The organism is Chryseobacterium sp. BGA-UO-ETr-SB22 (assembly GCF_059567885.1).
In genome coordinates this window covers 491,839-513,473 of record NZ_JCAQOV010000005.1, presented here as the reverse complement: position 1 = coordinate 513,473, position 21,635 = coordinate 491,839, and the positions used below count along the sequence as shown (strand labels likewise).

The following is a 21,635-nucleotide window of genomic DNA, read 5'->3' as shown; positions in this document are numbered from 1 at the left end:
CGTTCCTATATTCATTACTACCATTCAGTGGCAGTTATTCTTCTTTTTTCAGTTGATCAATCTCATTTTGCAGCTGAGAGATAATGTCTTTTAAAGCTTTTATTTCGTTTTTATTGGAGGTTACATTGCTTCTCAACATTACATTTTTTGCTCTCTCATTGTGATCTTCGTCTTCCTCTTCTTCATTGATCTCTTCAATATCTTCCTGGATATCCTCTATATCTTCATTGATCTCTTCGATATCTTCGCTGATCTCTTCAATATCCTCACTGATTTCCTCAATATCTTCCTGAATGTCTTCAATATCTTCACTGATCTCTTCAATATCTTCCTGGATATCTTCAATTTTCTCGTGACTTTTATTCACTGACATCTGGATAAAAATAGCCAGATAAATAGCTTCCAGAGACAGTACTGTGGTAAGAATCAGAAGCATCTTATCAAAATCTATGATATGCAGCATCGGAAGCAAAAACGAAGTAAGAAACAGCAGAGTATGTACAATCAGAGACTGGATAGACCCTATCCATGATGTAATGCTATCCGCTATTTTTTCAAGAACTTCTGTTTTTTCGTTATATTTTTTCATCCTTTATATTTTTACAACAGTTCTTTGGTAACTCCTAATCCAAACAAGGCAAAATCATATTTTGCAGGATCTGTTTCATCAAATTTCCTAATGGCAGCATCCAGTTCTTCAACCGTTTTCCAATCATTCTGTGTTCTGGAAACCAATCCCAATTTTCTGGAAATATTTCCGGTATGCACATCCAAAGGAATAGATAAGTTTTTCTGATCTATATTCTCCCAGATTCCAAAATCCACTCCCCGCTTATCCTTACGCACCATCCACCGCAAAAACATAATAATCCTTTTAGCAGACGAGTTTTTATAAGGAGAGCTGATATGTTTATGGCTTCTGTGTTTTTCTGTTTCCAGAAATCCGTTTCTGAATCTTTCTATGGCGTGGAGAAAATTATTCTCCGATTCTTTTACCTCAAACAGGCTTTCCAGGCTTTCATTTTCTTTATAAATCCTGTTGAACTGTCTGATGAAATAGGAAAAATCCTGTCCATTGAAAGTTCTGTGAATACTTTTATCCTGAATATCTTCAAGATCCTTTTCTGAATAATTCATCACAAAATCATAGGGAGAATTGCCCATAATATCAAGCATTTTATCCGCAGAATTAATGATTGATTTTCTGTTTCCCCAGGAAATTGTAGCCGCCAGAAATCCTGCAATTTCAATATCCTGTTTTAAAGAAAAACGATGAGGAATCTGTATGGGATCATTTTCAATAAAATCGGGAGCATTGTACTGATCTGCCTTTTCGTTGAGAAAATCTCTAAGTTCTTCAAATTTCAGCATATTCATTTTAAATCTTTACACTTTCCAATGCTTTTGGTAAAAATGTATTGGGAAAAATATTTCTGGCTTCATCGGTAAACACGGTCAGGTCTCCATATCTGTTGGAAAAATGTCCTAAAATAAGTTTTTCTACCTGAGCTTTCTGAGCAATAGTTGCTGCTTCCAATGCCGTAGTATGTCCTGTATAATCAGCCATTTCTTTCAAATCATGTAAAAATGTGGATTCATGATACAAAACGGTAACATTTTTAATAATCGGAATAACACTCTCAAGGTAACGGGTATCGCTGCAAAATGCATAGGATACCGGAGGAACAGGTTCCAGGGTCAGAATTTCGTTTTTAAGAACATAGCCATCGCTCAGTACAAAGTCTTTTCCTGCTTTTATATTATGATAGTCACAGGTTTCAATCTCGCTGTACTTAGCAATTTCTTTCATATTAAGATGCCTGTCTTTCGGTTTTTCCTTAAAAAGATAACCGTTACAGTAAATCCTGTGATCCAACGGAATAGTATATACTTCTACTCTGTTGTCTTCATATATTTTTTCGGAATAATCTTTATCCAGTTCATGATATACTACCTCAAAACCACGATGTGTTTCCGTAATCTGGAAAATGGTTTCCATCATCTTCTTAATGCCTTTCGGACCATAGACATGCAGCGGGGTATCTCTTCCTAAAAGGCGGAAAGAGGCAATAAGTCCCGGAAGCCCAAAACAGTGATCCCCATGAAGATGGGAAATAAAAATATGATTGATTTTTGAAAATCTTGCTTTTGCTTTTCTCAGCTGTACCTGTGTACCTTCTCCACAATCTATAAGAAAGAGCCTTTCTTCCATTTCCAACAGCTGGGCTGTGGGTGATGTATTGATGGTTGGAATAGCTGAATTAAAGCCTAATATTGTTAAATAAGTACTCAAATCAATAATTTATTATAACAAATGTACGATAGAAAATCTAAATGGTCAGTTTACCCTGATATTTAAACTTAATCGGTCACTTTTAAAAAATCCATAAATAAATCTAAAGCCTGCTTGCGGTGGCTGATTTTGTTTTTGTCTTCGGGATCCATTTCTGCAAAAGTTCTGTCATATCCTACGGGAACAAAAATAGGATCATATCCGAATCCTTTAAACCCTTTATTTTCTGTCAGTAAATTTCCGTGCACTCTGCCTTCAAAATATTGAGCTCCGTTTTCATCATAGTAGCACAGAACGGTCACAAAATAAGCTTTTCTGTTTTCAATTCCCTGCATTTCTTCCAGCACCTTTTCAATATTTTTTGCAAAATCGTGATCTCCGGCATAACGGGCAGAGAAAATTCCCGGTCTTCCATCCAAAGATTCTACTACCAGGCCGCTGTCATCACCCAAACTTGGAACACCTGTCTTTTCGAAACAGTATTTTGCTTTAATCAGGGCATTGGCATGAAAAGAGTCTCCATCTTCCACAATTTCTTCATGAATATTGTAATCGGCAAGACTTTTCACAACGCAATCGCTTCCCAGGATCTGTTGGATTTCTTCTTTTTTATGTTCGTTGTGTGTAGCTACTAATAATTCCATTTCTATATTCATTTTCAATTTTACTTTTTTAGCGTAGGTTGATTACATTTCGACATAATGTACTTTATTCTTTTTCATAAAGAGATAATAGAATAAAGAGAAAAGTACAATTCCGACAGCCAGGATCAGCCATTCTGAAACATTAAGGACCTTTGCAAAACTTTCATCTTTACCGTAAAGTACCAATAATGACAAGGTCAAATTATTAAACGCATGCAGCAATATCGGCATCAGTAAAGATTTTGTTTTATGATAGACCAATCCCAGCACACAGCCCAGCATCACTGCACTGATAAACTGCCATGGATTTCCGTGAACGACTCCAAAGATAATAGAAGCATACAAAATTGCTTTCCAGGGCTCTACTCCTTTATTAATCAATCCTTTCTGGATAATTCCTCTGAATATAATTTCCTCAAAAACAGGAGCCATGATTACCGTCATAATGATCATTATCACAGGATTATCTGTCAATTGGCTCATCAACCGGGTAAAATATTCATAAAAATCACCGAAAAAAGGACCTGTAGTAGGAATCTGAGCGGCAACAAATTCTGAAATAAACATCATCCCCACCATCATTGGAAAGATAAGGAGATAGGTAGAAAAGTTAACGGATGACAAATTGAAGTTAAGCTTCTTTTGGGTGGTACGCCTTACAATGAAAAAATCAAAAAAGGCAATAGCTGTAAGGAATCCTACAGCATTCACTACCATAAGGAACCAGTCTTTAAGCTCAAGATTTTCTTTGAAAACAACTTTCCAAAAAGTGCTGAATAATGAAACAGCCATTGTTCCCACGAATAATCCAACCACCAAAACAACACCGCCAAACCACGTGAAGGTAAACTTTGGATATTTGCTATTTTCCATCCTTTCTCTCTAAAAGTTTATTAGAAACAAAGATAATTTTTTTGAATGCCACGGGCAACTAAAAAAGGAATTTCTTATTTATTTGATGATGTAATAACAGTCATTTATAAACCGGTTTCAAACTCTACTGTCCACCTACTCTCTATACTGATACACATTGTTGTCATTTAAATTTGAAAACCTCGCAAAAAATCACGATTTTTGCAACTTCAAAATACGATATGTCAGACTTAATCAAAGAAATACAAAAAAGAAAGACCTTCGGGATCATTTCCCACCCGGATGCCGGAAAAACTACTCTTACGGAAAAGTTACTTCTTTTCGGGGGTGCTATTCAGGAAGCGGGTGCGGTAAAATCCAACAAAATAAAAAAAGGAGCTACCTCCGACTTTATGGAAATCGAAAGACAGAGAGGAATCTCTGTAGCAACTTCTGTATTGGCATTTGAATATAGAGACCATAAAATCAACATTCTAGATACTCCGGGTCACAAAGACTTTGCTGAAGATACTTACAGAACATTAACTGCTGTAGATTCTGTAATCGTTGTAATTGACGTTGCAAAAGGGGTTGAGGAACAAACTGAGAAACTGGTTAAGGTTTGCAGAATGAGAAACATTCCTATGTTGGTTTTCATCAATAAACTTGACCGTGAGGGTAAAGATGCTTTCGACCTGCTGGACGAAGTAGAACAAAAATTAGGATTAACAGTTTGCCCGCTTTCATTACCAATTGGTATGGGAAGTGACTTCCAGGGAATTTATAATATCTGGGAAGACAACATTCAGCTATTCCTGGAAGAGAAAAAACAGAAAGTTGGGGATTCTATTAAGTTTGATGACATTAATGACACTTCTATTGATGATGTTATTGGTGAAAAAGCGGCAAAAACTTTAAGAGAAGAGCTTGATCTTATTCAATCTGTTTACCCTGAATTTAACCGTGAAGATTATATGAATGGTGATCTTCAGCCTGTATTCTTCGGTTCTGCTTTAAATAACTTTGGGGTACGCGAATTATTGAATGCTTTCATTGATATTGCTCCAATGCCACAGCCTAAAGAAAGTGAGACCCGTCTGGTAAAACCTGAAGAAGAAACTTTCACTGGATTCGTTTTCAAAATCCATGCGAATATGGATCCTAAACACAGAGACAGACTTGCTTTCGTAAAGATTGTTTCAGGAACTTTCAAAAGAAACGAAAATTACTTATTGGTAAGAGAAGGTAAAAAAATGAAGTTCTCTTCTCCCAACGCATTCTTTGCTGATAAAAAAGAAGTGGTGGAAGAAAGTTTCCCTGGTGACATTGTTGGTTTACATGATACCGGAAGTTTCAGAATCGGAGACACACTGACTGGTGGAGAAAAATTGAGCTTCAAAGGTATTCCTAGCTTCTCTCCTGAACATTTCCGTTATATCAACAACAACGATCCTTTAAAAGCTAAGCAATTGGCAAAAGGTATTGATCAGCTGATGGATGAAGGGGTTGCACAGTTATTTACCCTTGAAATGAATAACAGAAAAATTATCGGAACAGTGGGAGCACTTCAGTATGAGGTTATCCAGTACCGTCTGGAACACGAATATGGTGCAAAATGTACGTATGAACCTCTATCCATGCACAAAGCATGCTGGGTAGAAGCTGACGAAAAATCTGAAGAGTTCAAAGAATTTGCAAGATTAAAACAGAGATTCCTAGCGAGAGATAAATACAACCAACTGGTATTCCTTGCTGACTCTTCTTTCACAATTCATATGACACAGGAGAAATTCCCGAATGTGAAACTTCATTTCATTAGTGAGTTCAGAGAAAATTAATCTTAAATAAGCAGACAAAATCGCGAAAAGGCGAAATTGTTTACGATATAGATCCGCAGAAATTTCTGCGGATTTTTTATGCTTTAATTATACAGTAATTCTTTAGTATAATTTAAACGATAGTAGATTCTACAGAATGATAAGTTGTACGGATAAATTCAGCGTTCTGTTTGTCATTCCGTAGGAATCTAATCCACAAGTAATAAAGTACCATTATTAAATGCTTCTTTAGAGCGTATAAATCTTATTCTTATACCATCAAAGCCTGGAATCTCTTTGTAAATCTTTTGTAAAACAAATACAAAACACTGAAAATACACCAGTTATCATTTTACCAGCACAATACATTCTATTTACAATCTTTACAAGAACTTCCCTCCTAATTTTACTTCATCAAAAAAATTAATGTTATGAAAAAGTTCATATTACTCGTTGCTGTATCAAGCACTTTCATTATGTGTAAAAAAGGAGAAATTGCACAAGGCAATATCCATGAAGCTATCAATGCGGCCGACAGTACTGCTAGTGCTGCTACAGAAACCATTGACAATGCCAGTAAAACTGCCAATCAAATCATGGATTCTGCCAGTATTAAAATAAAAGATTTTGAAAATACTAAAAGCGACATTCAGCAAAAAATAGAAAACACCTCAAAAATGGTAGATTCTTTATCTGAGAAAATTGCCACTACAAAACTGGAATCCAAAATAGAGAAAAAAGATTCTGCTGAAAAAAAATCTGAAAAAATTGCAGTAAAAGCTCCAGCTACAAAGATTATTAAAGAAACCAAAATCATTTATAAAGACAAGCCTAAAAACGACAGTTATGAACTGAATATGCCAAAAGATAAAATGGTAAAATCAGGATATCTTTCAATAAAAGCAGACAATGCAGAAACGGTGAAGGAAATCATCAGAGAAGAAGCTAATAAAAATAACGGCTACATCAAAAGTGAAAATCTTTCTTATGTAGAATCTGCCAGCCGCTATGGAGAGGATCAAAAAATATACAGCATTGATATCAAAGTTCCTATCCAGCATTTTGATGGTTTAATGGATGCTATCAACAGTAATGTTGGAGATATTGATACTAAAGATATTCAGGTTTCAGGGCGTAATTACGCAGACAATACGATCTGTACAATCAATGTAAATATCAGTGATAAGACTAAAACAGAAAAAGAACCTAAAACTTTTGGTGGAAAATCATTGGCAGCCATTGAATCAGGCTGGGGAGTGATCACTTCTATTTTCCTGTTTATTCTTCCGTTGTGGCCTTTATTCCTTATTGCCGGTATTGGGTATTATTTTTACAAAAAGAAGAACAAAAACGTTCCTGATAACGATTCTCACTAGATTTAAAATCCATCCTAAGGGTGGATTTTTAATATTTTTTTAATGAGGTTTAGAGGGCTAGATAAATTCTTATACTTAATTTTATAACATTAATAAAAACAGCTTGTTTATTAAAAAAATTCCTCTTAACTTTAAGTGTAATTAAAAGTAATGAATCTTCGTTATTATATAGGATTCACAACAAACCTGGAAATTTTTATTTCATATATTAATATTTTGTGATTTGGTGTAAAATAAGGCCCTCAGATTGAGAGCCTTATTTGTTTTATTTCATATTCACTATTTTGTCTACGACAAACTTTGTATTTCCTCTCCATGGGAGAGCACCGTTGTATTCTTTGTAATGCAGGTCAAAGGTTTTTCCGCTGTTGGTTTCCAATTGTTTGAAAATCTCAGGGTCATCTACAGAAAATTCAAACTCATAGCTTGTAATTGTTCCTGTTTTTCCTCTCCCGAAGCCTTCCTGAATCAGTTTACCTTCATAGGTTTTGAAGACATAACCTTTTTTCATGGCATAGTTCAGGTATCCGGATTTCACTCCTTCTCCGAAAACAAAATAGTACTTATACCAGACAAATACGCCCAGTAACAGCAGTACAACACCGAGTGTGATCCACAAAGATTTTTTCATAGGTAGTGTGTTTTATAAAATGTTATTTTGCGATGCTTCTTGAGATCACGATTTTCTGAATTTCAGAAGTTCCTTCGTAGATCTGAGTGATTTTTGCATCTCTCATTAATCTTTCTACGTGATATTCTTTCACGTATCCGTATCCACCGTGGATCTGTACTGCTTCAATAGTAGTGTCCATTGCCACCTGAGAAGAGTATAATTTTGCCATAGCTCCACTTTCAGAAATATCTTTTCCAGCATCTTTTTCACATGCCGCTTTGAAACACAGCATTCTTGCTGCCGTGATCTGTGTAGCCATATCAGCTAATTTGAATGCGATAGCCTGGTGATTGATGATCTCAGTTTTGAAAGCTTTTCTTGTTTTAGCATATTTTAATGCCAGTTCGTAAGCACCTGAAGCAATACCTAAAGCCTGAGAAGCAATACCGATTCTTCCTCCGTTCAATACTGCCATTGCAAAATTGAACCCGAATCCGTCTTCACCAATTCTGTTTTCTTTTGGAATTTTTACATTATTAAAGATCAAAGAGTGTGTATCACTTCCTCTGATTCCTAATTTGTCTTCTTTCAGTCCGATTTCAAATCCTTCCCATCCTCTTTCTACGATGAAAGCATTGATCCCTTTGTGTTTTTTCTCAGGGTCTGTCTGAGCAATTACGATATAATAAGAAGCTGTTCCACCATTGGTGATCCAGTTTTTGATTCCATTTAAAAGATAGTAATCTCCTTTGTCTTCAGCAGTTGTTTTCTGAGAAGTAGCATCAGAACCAGCTTCAGGCTCAGATAATGCAAAAGCTCCGATTACCTGTCCGCTTGCCAGTGGAGTAAGATATTTTACTTTCTGTTCTTCAGAAGCAAATTTTTCAAGACCGGCACAAACCAATGAATTGTTTACAGACATTACAACAGCTGCAGAAGCATCTATTTTTGCAATCTCCTCCATTGCCAGCACGTAAGAAACGCTGTCCATACCTGCTCCTCCGTATTGTGGATCTACCATCATTCCTAAAAGACCCATTTCTCCCATTTTTTTCACCTGTTCTGCAGGGAATTTCTGGTCACGGTCTCTTTCAATCACTCCAGGTAATAGTTCGTTTTGTGCAAAATCTCTTGCTGCCTGCTGAATCATCAGCTGTTCTTCCGATAAATTAAAGTCCATAAAAAAAATAATTAGATAGCCGTAAATTTACACTTTTTAAGCAAATCTGAAAAAATAAATTAAAAGCAGACAAAACGCACAAAAAAAGAGCTTTGAAAGAGGTTTTAAGGTTCGAAATAGCGGTAAATGACATGAAGGTTTATCAAATGGGAATACCATTCAATTCCAGAGGAAAAATAAAATACCAGGGTAAGATATACTTCATTCGTAATAAACTGCTGCAACCACCCTTTAAAAGCCACTGATCCCCTTTTTGATTCAATATATTATGGCAAGCATTTAACTAATTCCTAATTATTACATTCATACGTTTTCAATTAAAAAAAATGCTTATATTTAAATTTCTTTATAATTTATTTAAAAAATCATGACGATCAAGAGATTATTCGATATTCCGCACTACGCTTTAGAAAAATATCCTAAAACGGATATGTTTGTAACGAAGTATCAGGGTGAGTGGAAAAAAACTTCTACGCAGGAGTTTATTAATGAGGGAAATAAGATATCCAGAGGGTTACTGAAGCTGGGCATAAAACCGGGTGATAAGATCGCTTTGATTACTACCAATTCCCGTACTGAATGGGCGATTATGGACTTCGGGCTTTCTCAGATCGGAGTTGTTTCTGTACCTGTTTATCCAAGTATTTCACCTGAAGATTACGAATTTATCTTCAACAATGCTGAAATTCAGTACTGCTTTGTTTCTGATAAGGAGCTGCTGACTAAGGTAATGAAAGTGAAACATAACATCCCAACTCTACAGGGAATATTTACTTTTGACAACATCAGCGGTGCTGCCAACTGGAGAGAAATCCTGGATTTGGGTAAAGATGAATCTACACAAATTGAGGTAGATGATCTTTCCAATGCTATCAATACGGAAGATCTTGCCACTATTATCTATACATCCGGAACTACCGGAAGACCTAAGGGAGTAATGCTTACCCATAACAATATTGTATCAAATGTATTGGGAGCTATTCCACGAATTCCAAAGAAAAGAAGTTTCGATTATAAGGAAACAAGAGCATTAAGCTTCCTTCCTATCTGTCATATCTTTGAAAGAATGCTGTTCTATCTTTATCAATACAACGGTTTTTCTCTTTATTTTGCTGAAAGCATCGAGAAAATGGGGGAAAACGTAAAAGAAGTGAAGCCTCATTATATGACCGTAGTTCCAAGACTGGTAGAAAAGGTATATGATAAAATCTATAATACAGGATCTTCTGCTGGAGGATTGAAATCAAAAATATTCTTCTGGGCATTGAACCTGATCAGCAAAAAGAAAGTAATCTCAAAACCATCCGGACTTCAGGAAATTATTGCTGATAAACTGGTATTTTCTAAATGGAGAGAAGGTTTAGGCGGTGAAATCGTAACATTGGTTTCAGGATCTGCAGCATTGTCTACAAGACTTAACTTAATGTTCCAAAATGCAGGAATTCCAATTTTGGAAGGTTATGGTTTAACAGAAACTTCCCCGGTAATTTCCGTCAACAGCTTTGAGAAAATGAAAGTGGGAACGGTAGGAATTCCGTTGGATAATTTAAAAGTAAAGATTCAGGAAGATGGTGAAATTACGGTAAAAGGCCCATCAGTTTTCAAAGGGTATTTCCAAAATGAAGAGATGACTAAAGAAGCTTTCACGGCTGATGGATTTTTCAAGACTGGAGATATCGGACATATCGACAGTGATGGATTTTTACAGATCACTGACCGTAAGAAAGAAATGTTCAAGACATCCGGTGGAAAATATATTGCTCCTCAGACGATTGAAAATTTAGCAAAAGCTTCTAAATTTATAGAACAGATCATGGTAGTAGGTGATGGTGAAAAAATGCCGTGTGCTTTGGTACAGCCTGATTTTGAATTTGCAAAAAGCTGGGCGATGAGAAATAATCTGAATTTAGGTTCAACGCCGGAAGAAATTGCAAAAAGCGCTGAGCTGAAGCAAAGAATTGAAAAAGAAATAGAAGGCATCAACGAACATCTTGGAAACTGGGAGAAAATCAAAAAGATTGAGCTTACTCCTGAAGTTTGGAGCATTGAAAGCGGATTGCTTACTCCAACATTAAAACTGAAAAGAAAAGCGGTAAAAGAGAAATTTATTGCTTTGTATAATAAGATGTATGATCATCAGGAATAAATAATATCAACCGCTTCATTTGAGGCGGTTTTTTTATGTTTTAGCTAAAGCCAATAATGAAGATTTGTTTTTGATTAAACGGGCTAAAGACCTTTTCTATTGATTGTCTCATTAGAACTCTTTTTATTAGAGTTAGAATTGTCATTCCGTAGGAATCTCTACACATTCTTTTAACATGATATAGATTCCTACGGAATGACAAGGACACCGCAAAAAACTAAACAGGCTTTATAACAATAAACACAAAAAAAGCTGTTTCAGAAATGAAACAGCTTTTGTATAATTTAAAATCAATAATTAGAACTTAATTACAGATTTCATTCTTTCGTTTTCTTCCATTACCAACTCGTCATCAACAAGGATTTTCCCTGAATGCTCATCAATAATAATTTTCTTTCTCTGAGCAATTTCCATCTGCTTCTGAGGCGGGATTGTAAAGAAAGATCCTTTTGGAGCTCCTCTTTCTAATCCTACTACTGCAAGACCGTTGATAGAGTTTGTTCTGATTCTGTTGTAAGAAGCTAATAATCTCTCATCAATTTTACCTGCATATTCTTTAGATTGCTCTAAAAGATATTCTTCTTCTTTCTGAGTTTCAGAGATAAGACCTTCTAATTCTTCTTTCTTGAATTTCAAGTGGCTTTTCAAATCGTCGATCTTCGTATTCAGTTCACTTAAAGTTTCGTTTTTGTGAGCAATTTTAACTCCGAATTCTTTAATTCTTTTTTCAGCAAGCTGAATTTCCAGATCCTGGAATTCCATTTCTTTCCCTAATGCTTCAAACTCTTTATTGTTTCTTACATTATCCTGCTGAGATTTGTATTTATCAATTAAAGTTTTAGCATGGTTAATAACTTCATGCTTTGTTTTGATCTGATCGTCCTGTTCTTTGATATCAGCATGAAATTTTTCAGCTCTTTTTTCAAGACCTTCAATCTCGATTTCAAGATCTTCAACTTCAATTGGCAATTCTCCTCTAGTATTTCGGATTTCATCCAATCTTGAATCAATGATCTGTAAATCGTATAAAGCTCTTAATTTTTCTTCAACTGAAATATCGTTGGTTTTTGCCATATTTAAATGAAATAATTTACTGGGTTTGTTTTTTCAATAGATTTTGAAATTGCAAATGTACTAAATTTTTGTGACAAAATTTCAAATAATTGTTGACTAACAAATTGTTCTGATTCATAATGCCCTATATCACAAATCAGCATTTTAGACTCTGCCAAAAAATAGTCGTGGTATTTAAGATCTCCGGTAAGGTAAGCATCACATTTCCTGGCAGCTGCAGATCGTATTCCGCTGGCTCCGGAACCACCCAAAACCCCTACTCTTTTGATTTTTTTGTTGTTGAAAGAGGAATGTTTGATCACTTCAAGGCCAAACTTTTCTTTTACAAACCCAAGAAATTCCTTTTCATCCATTTCCTCTTCCAGATCTCCGTACATTCCCAATCCTGCATGATGGTTTTTATTATCAAGGCTGTATATCTGATGAGCGACTTCTTCGTAAGGGTGTGCCGCTTTCATCGCTCCCACAATCTGACCTTGTTTAAAGCCTTCAAAAATCACAGAGATCATATCTTCATCTGCATTTTCGCGAATACCCTGCTGCCCGGAAAACGGATTTGAACCTTCCACTGGTCTGAACGTTCCGTTTCCATTCACTGTAAAACTGCATTCGTCATAGAAACCAATATTTCCCGCTCCCGCTGAAAACATAGCTTCTTTTACCTTTTCAGAAAATTCTTTCGGAACAAAAACCGTCAGTTGTTTTAAATTGTTTTCTTTTGGCTGAAGAATCTTCATATTCTTTAATCCTAACTGGCTGCATATTCCATAATTGACCCCAAAGAAATCATTATCAAATGCTGTATGAATGGCATAGATAGCCACTTTATTTTCAATAGCCTTTAAAACCGCTCTTTCTACATAGTTTTTCCCTGTTAAAGATTTGAGTCCAGAAAATATAATGGGGTGAAAGCATACAATCAGATTGCAGTTTCTCTCAATAGCCTCGTCTACCACATTTTCCAGAGCATCATGACATACCAGAATCCCAGATACGTCACGGTCATAAACACCGCACAACAGACCTACATTATCAAAATCTTCTGCCTGTCTGATACTTATTTCCTCTTCAATCTTTGCAATTACAGTTTTTAGCTTCATTTATTTATATTTTTACGGTTACAGCGAAGATATTAATTTTACTAAAATTTTAAAGAATATTTCTGCTCCAATAAAAAAACCGGCTTTCATCGGCCGGTTTGAATTTGATATTAAAAAAATAGACTGTTAATCTTTGAAAAGCGATACTCTTGTAAAGGATTCCATTACTACACTACAGCTTATATCGGCTTCCATAAAAAGCTGATACCCTTTTCCCGGATCAAGACTCGCAGGATCGGCAATGGTATAGAAATAGAATGTAAGAATGTTACCTGTTCCACTTGAACCACTTGGAACTAATTGAATAGAGTTAATTTCAAAACCGGAATCAGGGTTTTTAAAAGTAGCCTTTACTGATCCTGAGGAATTGGACCCTGGAGTAATAGTAGCGATGGCTCTCCAGACATGGACTTGTCCGTTAATTTCGTTTTCTCTCCATTTACCAGTAGCTGAAATATAAATATTAGAGGTAACTCCCGGAAATGGAACTGTGGTTTCCGGCCAGCTTGTAGTAGGGCTTGCTGCAAAGACCAATGGGGTGGCATAGAGTATCTGCTGCCTTGGACCGTAGCCGCTTCCTGCTGCACTTAGACTGAGTGAAGGTTTTACATTTGCGTTTCCAGAATTTATTTTTACGACACCGTCGTTACCAGCCTGAGAAGATGTGGGAACAAAAAGCTGTCTCCAGAGGGTACCATCCCAATACTGGAAGTTATTCGTTGTCGTATTAAAAATAAGTGTTCCTGCAGTAAGGTTAGCATTCACAACACCTGCAGGTGGTATTGTGGAAACATTATTATCTGCCAGGTATGTATCCCGGTCAGTATCTGTAAGCCGAGGAATGAGAATCCCTTTCTGGTTGGAGACTATATCCAGTACTGCAGCACCATTGGGTGTTGAAGTATTAATCCCAACCTGAGCATGTACAAAACTGCTTATGAAAAACAGAATAAACAAGGTTAAAATTTTTCTCATGATATAAAGCTTTTGTTGGATAAAATTACAAACTTGAACTAATATTATGTTAAAAAATAAATTTTTATATGTCATTTTTTATTCGTATTTTACTTATTGTAAAGTATTGAAAACCATTAAATTAACTTGTGATAATTCACTTTTTGATGATGAAAATTGCATTAACATTTGCAAGATTCTTTTAACAATCCTATCTTTACCCTATACTCTATAGAAATTACTAACTTCGCTGTGAAATAACCTATACCAATGGAAAGAGAACATAATCTTGTTCCTGAAGACAATCTTTGGAAAAGATTCCTTTACCGGATCATTTATCGCTCCGATACGAAGCTCGGAAAACTGTTCGATATCATCTTATTATCTTTAATTCTTGCCAGCACTGCCATTATTATGATGGAAAGTATACCTCAGCTTGATAAAAGGTTTCATTACACCTTCCTGGTCCTGGAGTGGGTGATTTCCATTTTCTTCACTCTTGAGTATTCTATGCGTATTGCAGTGGTAAAGAATAAACGAAGCTATATTTTCAGTTTTTTCGGAATTATAGATTTTCTCGCTCTGGTTCCTTTCTTCCTCAGTTTTTTCTTTCCTATCACGAAGTATTTCCTGATTTTCAGGATGCTGAGAATGTTGAGAATCTTCAGGATTTTCAATTTGCTGGATTTTATGAATGACGGCTATCTTATTGTAAGGGCTCTGAAAAACAGTTCTAGAAAGATTTACATCTTCCTTCTCTTCCTGATTATATTCTCAGTTATTGTAGGATCACTGATGTTTATGGTGGAAGGCGGACGACAGGGATTTGAAACGATACCACAGTCTATTTATTGGGCAGTTGTTACTGTAACGACTGTTGGGTATGGTGATGTATCTCCTATAACACCTTTAGGGAAGTTTTTTGCGGTCGTTCTAATGCTGGCCGGTTACTCTATTATTGCAGTTCCTACAGGTATTGTAACAGCAGAAATGAGAAACAAAAGACAAAACCTGGAAATGGTATGTGAACGTTGTGGAAACGAAGATATTGATGATGATGCAAGATATTGTAAGCAATGTGGCAAGAAATTAGCTTGATATTGGGTATAAGTAAAATTTATTCACCAAATACCACAAAATCATGGAACCAAAAAAGAAAAACAAACCGAGCAGTTTAGTGATCATTCTTTTTGCACTGGTGGTGCTGATGATCATCGTCTACTTTATATTAGTAATGTTCTTCCCTACTGTTTTTGACCTTCTGAACAAGGGAGAGATACAGCCGGTACCAAATAAATAATGAGTAATAAATAATGAGTAATAAGTAATGATTTATATTATATACTAATCATACAGCAAAATAAGAAAGATGAGTGAAGTATTTCGCTCATCTTTCTTTTGACCCATTGATTTTCAAAGTAAATATCTGCTTCATAAAAAGGACGGATCATCAATGACCCGTCCCTTCCTTTTTATTTAAATGATAAATTATTTTTTAATGGCTTTGATGGTCTGCTTAGATCCGTCTTTCATTTCTAAAGTCACTAAGTAAACACCTTGCATTAAATCTCTTAAATGTATTGTAGATTCAGGGTTTGGAATAGTTTTCACTAATCTTCCTGTAACATCTGTTACTGATACATTTTTCACGTTTTTCACATCAGAGATATTCAACATATCCGTAAATGGATTAGGATATACTTTGATGCCGTTTTTCGCTGCAGAAACTTCAGATGTTGCCAGATTTGCATTACTAATGTTGATATCATCTACATACAGATTAAACTGGTCTGGATCTGAATAGGCATTAAATCCAAAGTAATACACTCCGGTTACAGGAACTGTAAATGTTATAGATTCTGTATGAGCCATTTCATCATTGATTGCAGGATAATCTGCCACTGAATTAGTCATTGCTGATGCAACTGGTGAAGTTCCGTAAGCTACTTTTAGTTTTTCAGCATAGGTAGATGAGTTATTTCCATACTTATAGCTAATGGTATATTGTGTTCCTGCTGTCAGGTTCAGTCCTTGAGTAAAGAACCATGCGTTGCCAGGGCTGGAGGAGTTATAATGGTATCTTAATACATTGGTAGCAAACCCCTGGCTATCAGAAGGCGGATCTGAAGTTTCCCAGTTATTCCCAGCTCCCGCGTTAACATTCATTGTACAGCCTGGAAGCTCAGGAACAGTAACATTTTCAAAATCTAAAGTATAAGGAAGGTTCGCACTTGAGCACAATGTCGTAAATGTAACAGAATCACTCCATACACTTGTACTGGTTGCACTACACGCAGATCTCACCCATACATAATAAACAGTAGAAGGAGCTAAACCTGGAATATTATAAGTAGTTGCTGTAACTCCCGTAAAATTAGGTGTAGTTGCAGCTGTAGGTGCTGTATTGGTTGTGCTGTAATAAATATCATATCCGCTTGCCGGTACAGGAGTGGCAGCCGTCCAGGACACCGTAGCTCCTCCGGCAGTAATATTAGACATCACTAATGCATTTGGCTCACTACAAGCTGGTGCCACATCTATATTAATATCATCCACATATAATTGATTCATATTAGCATCAGAATATGCCTGAAACCCAAAATAATACACTCCTGTGGCAGTTGGTGTGAAATTCGCAAAAGCACTGGTTGCTGTACTGGTAACAATATTCGAGTGATCAGCTAATGTATTGGTCATACCCGCACCTGTAGCTGAAGTTCCGTAGGCAATTTTTAACTTTTCAGCATATACAGTTCCTTCTGCATTTGCATATTTATATTTAATTCTGTAGCTAACTCCCGCGGTAAGGTTGATTCCATTGGTAAAAAACCAGGTATCTGCATTATTGGCATAGTCATAAGAATATTGAAGAACATTTCCCGTAAATCCTTGAGCATCCAAATCACCTGTCACCCACATATTTCCTGAACCGTCATTTACTACTGAGGTACAGTTCGGAAGATCTGGCGGAGTTATACTTTCGAAATCCAATGCATATGGCACTCCTACAGAAACGCAAGCTGTCATAAATGTTGCCATTTGAGACCATGCACTCTTATTTGAAGTACTGCATACAGAACGTGCCCACACGTGATAAACAGTAGCCGGAGCTAGTGTAGACAGACCAGCCGTTAAACCAGTACTAGTTCCGGAAGCTACAGCAGCAGCCGTAGGATATGTACTGGAAGTTGAGTAGTAATATTCATAACCGCTGCCTGGAGCAGAAGCCGGAGCCGTCCATCCAACCTGAGCTGAATTTGAAGTTACCGCAGTTACCGTTAAAGCAGACGGTGCAAAACAAGTCGGGACTGCACCAATTACTACTGTATAATCATGAGCTTCTCCATACCCATCTGTATTACAAGGAATGGGATCACTAGAGAATCGGTCTCCTACTCTCATTCTGTAAGTACCAGGAGTAACGGTAGAAGGAATTTCAATAAGCCCTGAGGTAATATTGTTTCCTCCTACAAAAGTACTGCTCGCAGAAGCTACAAGCTCCGGAGCTGCATCATCAAAAGTTCCGTCGTTATTAAAATCTATCCAAATACGTACATTCTGATCACTATAGTCATGTTTCACGCTAAAGTCATAACTCAAACCTGCACTAAGGTTGATCGTCATGGAAGTATAATCTCCATATGCATCAGTAGAGCAACCTGTATTAGGATGATCAAATCCTGCACCCGGAATTGCAAAGGAATCTATCACATCACCTCCGCTGCACCCACTTGCAAACGCAGGCGTACAGTAAGTCTGTGCGGAGGATAAAATGCCAGTCATTAAGAAACCAACGAGTAAAATGTTTTTCATATAAAATAGTATTTATAACTCAAATCTAGTGAAAATCAGTAATAAAAAAAATATTTTTTTAATTATATCACAATGAATTTAACTTTTCCTTTTACAAAAGATAATTCCACTTATAAAAAGAGAGGCTGCTCAAATTGAGCAGCCTCTTTCTCTTATTTTTTAAGAAATTATTTATCTCTTAATTGCCTTAATTGTCTGTTTAGATCCGTCTTTCATATTCAATACTACTAAATACATTCCTTGTTTCAGATCTCCCAATTGAAGCGTAGAAGAAGGATTGTCAATAGTCTTCATTATTCTTCCAGAAGCATCAACTACAGAAGCAGATTTTACTTTAGAAGCATCTGAAATATTCAGAACGTCTGCAAATGGATTAGGGTAAGCCTTAATTTCGCTGTTTTTCTTTTCAACTTCAGCTGTTGCAAGCCCTGAACATCCTTGTGTAACAGAAATACTATAATTACCAACTCTGGTTGCAGCATATCCTGTAAGTAATACATAATAAGTAGTCCCTGCAACTCCCGTAAATGTTAATGTCGGAGCATTATAAAGACTAACTGTACAACCGGCATCAGCATATCCTACCCCTGAGCTGTTACTGAAACAAGTAAGTGAACCACAAGTACCTGTATATACTCTTAAATAAGCGTCATATTGCGTACCGCAAGCATCAATAGTAATAGGACCGTTTTCAGTAGCTTTCACGGTGTACCAAACACCTTTATAAGATGCCGTACTTCCGGAACTACCACATGTTGAAGCAGGAAGTGTTTCATCCCCGGCAAGAGCATTAACACCCTGAGCCGTACCATTACAAGCCAGAGCAATAGCCGTATCACAAGTATCATTAGTTACTGACGAAGGAGTGGTTACAGCAATCTGGAAATTAGATGTTGTAGTTGAAGTACTTGTAGAAGAGTATACTCTAACATAATACATTTGTCCTGCTACAAGGTTTTGTAATAATATACTGGAATTCCCATAAGCACCATCAAAACAAGTCATAGCTGTTAAAGCTCCACATGTTCCAGAATATATCTGTGTACTTGTTGCATTATCAGTATATAAAACATGTACAAGGTGTGTAGCACCTGTTGCAGTAAATGAATACCAAACATCATCATTAGTACCGGATGCACTACATGTAGGTGCTGTAACTCCTGAACTCTGAGTAGCACTCACAGTAGAACCATTCACAGCATTCAGGAAAGCATCTGTGCTGCTCACAGATAGAGATGCAGCATTTGCACAATCATCATTTGCAGGTGGCGGTGGCGGTGTACCAATACAAATATTGAAGCTGTTAGCATATAATGTACTACCATTTGTATTAGAATTATAAACTCTTACATAGTAGGTCTGTCCCGCAGTAAGACCAGTAAGTGGTGTATTCACTGCAGTACCACATTTAATACTTGTCAAAGTACCACAAGCTCCACTGAAAACCTGAGTATATACACTCGTAGATGTAGAAGTTCCAACCGCAGCAACGTTTGAAAGCAATACTACATGGTCAGTACCTGTAGCTGTAAATTTATACCAAACATCATCATCAGCAGTTCCTGTACATGGACTTACTGCCAATCCTGAATTAGTAGCACTTAAAGTTGTCCCAGATACTGGTGAAGCACATGTCAATGTTGGGCTCACAGATAAAGAAACAGCAGCTGAACACTCATCGTTAGCAGGAGCTGCAGGAAGTGTTCCCATACAGATATCAAAAGAGTTAGCATAGAAGCTCGCCCCTGAATTAGCATCATAAGTATATACTCTTACATAATAAGTCTGACCTGCAGTAAGACCGGTTAAGTTTGTAAAGGTTGTATTTGAGCTGATACATGCAGTACTTACCAAAGCTCCGCAAGCACCACTGAATACCTGAGCATACAAAGATGTTGTAGAAACATTTCCTACAGAAACTATATTTTTCAGCTGGAAAGTATGACCTGTTGACGTTGCAGTAAATTTATACCAAACATCATCATCAGCTGTTCCTGAACAAGAACCAAGAGCAACTCCTGAACTTGTTCCTCCCAATGTTGTCCCTGCTGTAATACTAGCACAACTCATATCAGGGTTAATAGTAATAGCCACGGCGTTTGCACAGTCATCATTAGCTGGCGGTGCCGGTGGTGTACTTACACAAATATTAAAACTTGCATTCGCAGTAACAGTAGATGAATAAGTGTATACTCTGATATAATAAGTCTGACCTGGAGTAAGACCGGTAACGATATTCGTATCAGGATCAGAACACAGCATACTTGTCATAGTACCACAGCTTCCTGATAATACCTGGAAATACATATCTGAAACCCCTGTTGTAGTTCCCGTAGAAACTACATTAGAAATTGCTACAACATGACTTGCCGCTGTTGCAGTAAACTTATACCAAACATCATCATTTGGAGTTCCGTTACAAGCACCTGCAGCCATAGATTCTGTAGCTCCCAATGTATTACCAGGAGTTGTAGCAGTACAAGTCAAAGAAGGATTTACTGTTAAATTTACAGCATCCGAACAATTATCATTCGCCGGAGGTACTACAGTAGTCGTGAAATTTCTTTCAGTACATCCTGTTGATACAACACCACCGTTATAGGCTGTAATCGTATAATAATACTGCGTTGTAGGGTTCAACTGCTGTGCAGGAGTAAGAGTATAAGCAGTAACGTTACCCATATTAAAATTACTCAAAACATTGGATGAACCTGCAGATGTTCCGATACTTAAGTTGTATCCCAGTGCTCCGCTTACTGCAGGCCAAGAGAAAGTAGTTAACACAGGTAAACCAACCTGAGCAGCTGTAGGCGCACTCACAGACGGACATCCCAAGGTAGCCATTGTGGTAAAAGATCTTTCTGTACATGCAGCAGAAACTCCCGTAGAATTGGCAGCATATACTGTATAATAATATTGAGTATCGAAACTCAAAGAATTTGTTAGAGTATAAGAAGTTACATTCCCTACATCCTGCATATTCATCACATTGGTAGCCCCGGGCGTTGTCCCGATACTGATTTTATATGATGTAGCAGAAGCCGCTAAAGCCCAGCTAATGCTAGGCAACACAGAAACCCCTGTTGCTGCAGCCGCAGGAGCAGAAACAGCAGGACAAGCCGGCACTCCCGGAGTAAGCCCTAGCAGACTTGCAATAGATTTCGTTGCTGTTCTTGATCCTGTAGGCGGTGAAGCCGGATCCGGATTTGTTGCATCACTTCTATAATACAAAGTTGAATTGGAAGCCCCTGTAAAAGTATAGAATTTGTTTGAAGTTGCGGTGTAGTCTGCGGTATTCTCATCAACAACAACTAATAAATTATCTGTATTATTATAAGCAAATGGTGCTATAAAGTTTACAGTCACTTCTCCTCCGGAAGCACTTACTGTTCCCGAAAATACCTGAGACAGACCAGATACAGGAACCCAGTCTGTAGTACTTGAAAAAGATGTTTTAGTAGTATGACCTACATATACGACCCAATCTACTGATTTTGTAATATCAGCATTATTTGGCAAATAAAACTTCATTCCGGTAATATTACCCGCAGCGTTGGCGTTAATTTCACTTTTAGTAAAAATCTGCTGCGTATAGTTGTATCCGTAGTTGACATCAATAGGAACATACCCGCCCTGGGTAGTTCCGCTTCCCAGCATTATCTGGGCATTGGTAATGGAAGCTATTAAAAATAGACTTAATAGTAGTAATTTCTTCATAAATAGTAATAATAAAAGTTAGGGCGATAAATGTATAAATATTATTTTAAATATTA

Annotated in this window: 17 protein-coding genes; 5 read left to right on the top strand and 12 right to left on the bottom strand. The window is 36.8% G+C overall.

All coding sequences use genetic code 11. From position 1 onward, the window contains the following. Positions 1 to 34: 34 nt before the first annotated feature. The 5 genes from AC57AW_RS09585 to AC57AW_RS09565 all read right to left on the bottom strand — a co-directional run bounded on the left by AC57AW_RS09585 (position 35) and on the right by AC57AW_RS09565 (position 3,810). Positions 35 to 589 carry a DUF1003 domain-containing protein gene (locus AC57AW_RS09585; protein WP_318848179.1) on the bottom strand — a complete coding sequence of 185 codons (555 nt, stop codon included), beginning with the start codon at positions 587 to 589 and terminating at the stop codon, positions 35 to 37. An 11-nt stretch (positions 590 to 600) separates the two neighbouring features. After that, on the bottom strand, positions 601 to 1,371 hold the full coding sequence (locus tag AC57AW_RS09580) for a TIGR02757 family protein (protein WP_496351674.1): 771 nt from the start codon (positions 1,369 to 1,371) through the stop codon (positions 601 to 603). A 7-nt stretch (positions 1,372 to 1,378) separates the two neighbouring features. Then, on the bottom strand, positions 1,379 to 2,293 hold the full coding sequence (locus AC57AW_RS09575; RefSeq protein ID WP_496351673.1) for a ribonuclease Z: 915 nt from the start codon (positions 2,291 to 2,293) through the stop codon (positions 1,379 to 1,381). 68 nt (positions 2,294 to 2,361) lie between these two features. Continuing rightward, positions 2,362 to 2,937, bottom strand: coding sequence for an RdgB/HAM1 family non-canonical purine NTP pyrophosphatase (gene rdgB, locus AC57AW_RS09570; protein WP_496351672.1), 576 nt, complete (start codon positions 2,935 to 2,937; stop codon positions 2,362 to 2,364). A 42-nt stretch (positions 2,938 to 2,979) separates the two neighbouring features. Continuing rightward, complete coding sequence (locus AC57AW_RS09565; protein ID WP_496351671.1) at positions 2,980 to 3,810, bottom strand: CPBP family intramembrane glutamic endopeptidase; 831 nt, start codon at positions 3,808 to 3,810, stop codon at positions 2,980 to 2,982. Between the two features lie 221 nt (positions 3,811 to 4,031). Here AC57AW_RS09565 and AC57AW_RS09560 point away from each other — a divergent pair, with 221 nt between their 5' ends. Beyond that, the gene (locus AC57AW_RS09560; RefSeq protein ID WP_318848182.1) at positions 4,032 to 5,627 is read left to right on the top strand and encodes a peptide chain release factor 3; all 1,596 of its coding nucleotides are present in this window, start codon (positions 4,032 to 4,034) and stop codon (positions 5,625 to 5,627) included. Between the two features lie 410 nt (positions 5,628 to 6,037). Continuing rightward, entirely contained in the window at positions 6,038 to 6,982 is a 945-nt protein-coding gene (locus AC57AW_RS09555; RefSeq protein WP_496351670.1) for a DUF4349 domain-containing protein, read from the top strand. A gap of 265 nt (positions 6,983 to 7,247) precedes the next feature. Here the strand turns inward: AC57AW_RS09555 and AC57AW_RS09550 are convergent, their stop codons facing one another. Further along, positions 7,248 to 7,613: a hypothetical protein gene (locus AC57AW_RS09550; RefSeq protein ID WP_103234213.1), complete on the bottom strand. Its 366-nt coding sequence runs from the start codon at positions 7,611 to 7,613 to the stop codon at positions 7,248 to 7,250. 22 nt (positions 7,614 to 7,635) lie between these two features. Then, positions 7,636 to 8,775, bottom strand: coding sequence for an acyl-CoA dehydrogenase (locus AC57AW_RS09545; RefSeq protein WP_318848184.1), 1,140 nt, complete (start codon positions 8,773 to 8,775; stop codon positions 7,636 to 7,638). 367 nt (positions 8,776 to 9,142) lie between these two features. On the opposite strand from AC57AW_RS09545, the gene AC57AW_RS09540 reads away from it, so the two are divergent. Then, positions 9,143 to 10,921 carry an AMP-dependent synthetase/ligase gene (locus AC57AW_RS09540; protein ID WP_496351669.1) on the top strand — a complete coding sequence of 593 codons (1,779 nt, stop codon included), beginning with the start codon at positions 9,143 to 9,145 and terminating at the stop codon, positions 10,919 to 10,921. A gap of 297 nt (positions 10,922 to 11,218) precedes the next feature. On the opposite strand, the gene AC57AW_RS09535 is transcribed toward AC57AW_RS09540, so the two are convergent. The 3 genes from AC57AW_RS09535 to AC57AW_RS09525 form a co-directional block, all read right to left on the bottom strand. Beyond that, entirely contained in the window at positions 11,219 to 11,995 is a 777-nt protein-coding gene (locus AC57AW_RS09535) for a zinc ribbon domain-containing protein (protein ID WP_496351668.1), read from the bottom strand. Between the two features lie 2 nt (positions 11,996 to 11,997). Continuing rightward, positions 11,998 to 13,095, bottom strand: coding sequence for a Nif3-like dinuclear metal center hexameric protein (locus tag AC57AW_RS09530; protein ID WP_496351667.1), 1,098 nt, complete (start codon positions 13,093 to 13,095; stop codon positions 11,998 to 12,000). 126 nt (positions 13,096 to 13,221) lie between these two features. Beyond that, positions 13,222 to 14,070, bottom strand: a complete 849-nt coding sequence (locus AC57AW_RS09525; protein ID WP_496351666.1) for a phage tail-like protein — start codon at positions 14,068 to 14,070, stop codon at positions 13,222 to 13,224. 249 nt (positions 14,071 to 14,319) lie between these two features. On the opposite strand from AC57AW_RS09525, the gene AC57AW_RS09520 reads away from it, so the two are divergent. Together AC57AW_RS09520 and AC57AW_RS09515 are read left to right on the top strand one after the other, a co-directional pair. Then, positions 14,320 to 15,147 carry an ion transporter gene (locus tag AC57AW_RS09520; protein WP_496351665.1) on the top strand — a complete coding sequence of 276 codons (828 nt, stop codon included), beginning with the start codon at positions 14,320 to 14,322 and terminating at the stop codon, positions 15,145 to 15,147. Between the two features lie 43 nt (positions 15,148 to 15,190). Then, complete coding sequence (locus AC57AW_RS09515) at positions 15,191 to 15,349, top strand: hypothetical protein (RefSeq protein WP_318848190.1); 159 nt, start codon at positions 15,191 to 15,193, stop codon at positions 15,347 to 15,349. 188 nt (positions 15,350 to 15,537) lie between these two features. Here AC57AW_RS09515 and AC57AW_RS09510 read toward each other — a convergent pair whose 3' ends face one another. Together AC57AW_RS09510 and AC57AW_RS09505 are read right to left on the bottom strand one after the other, a co-directional pair. Continuing rightward, the gene (locus tag AC57AW_RS09510) at positions 15,538 to 17,862 is read right to left on the bottom strand and encodes a GEVED domain-containing protein (protein ID WP_496351664.1); all 2,325 of its coding nucleotides are present in this window, start codon (positions 17,860 to 17,862) and stop codon (positions 15,538 to 15,540) included. A 171-nt stretch (positions 17,863 to 18,033) separates the two neighbouring features. Then, entirely contained in the window at positions 18,034 to 21,579 is a 3,546-nt protein-coding gene (locus tag AC57AW_RS09505) for a T9SS type A sorting domain-containing protein (RefSeq protein WP_496351663.1), read from the bottom strand. Positions 21,580 to 21,635: the final 56 nt, after the last annotated feature.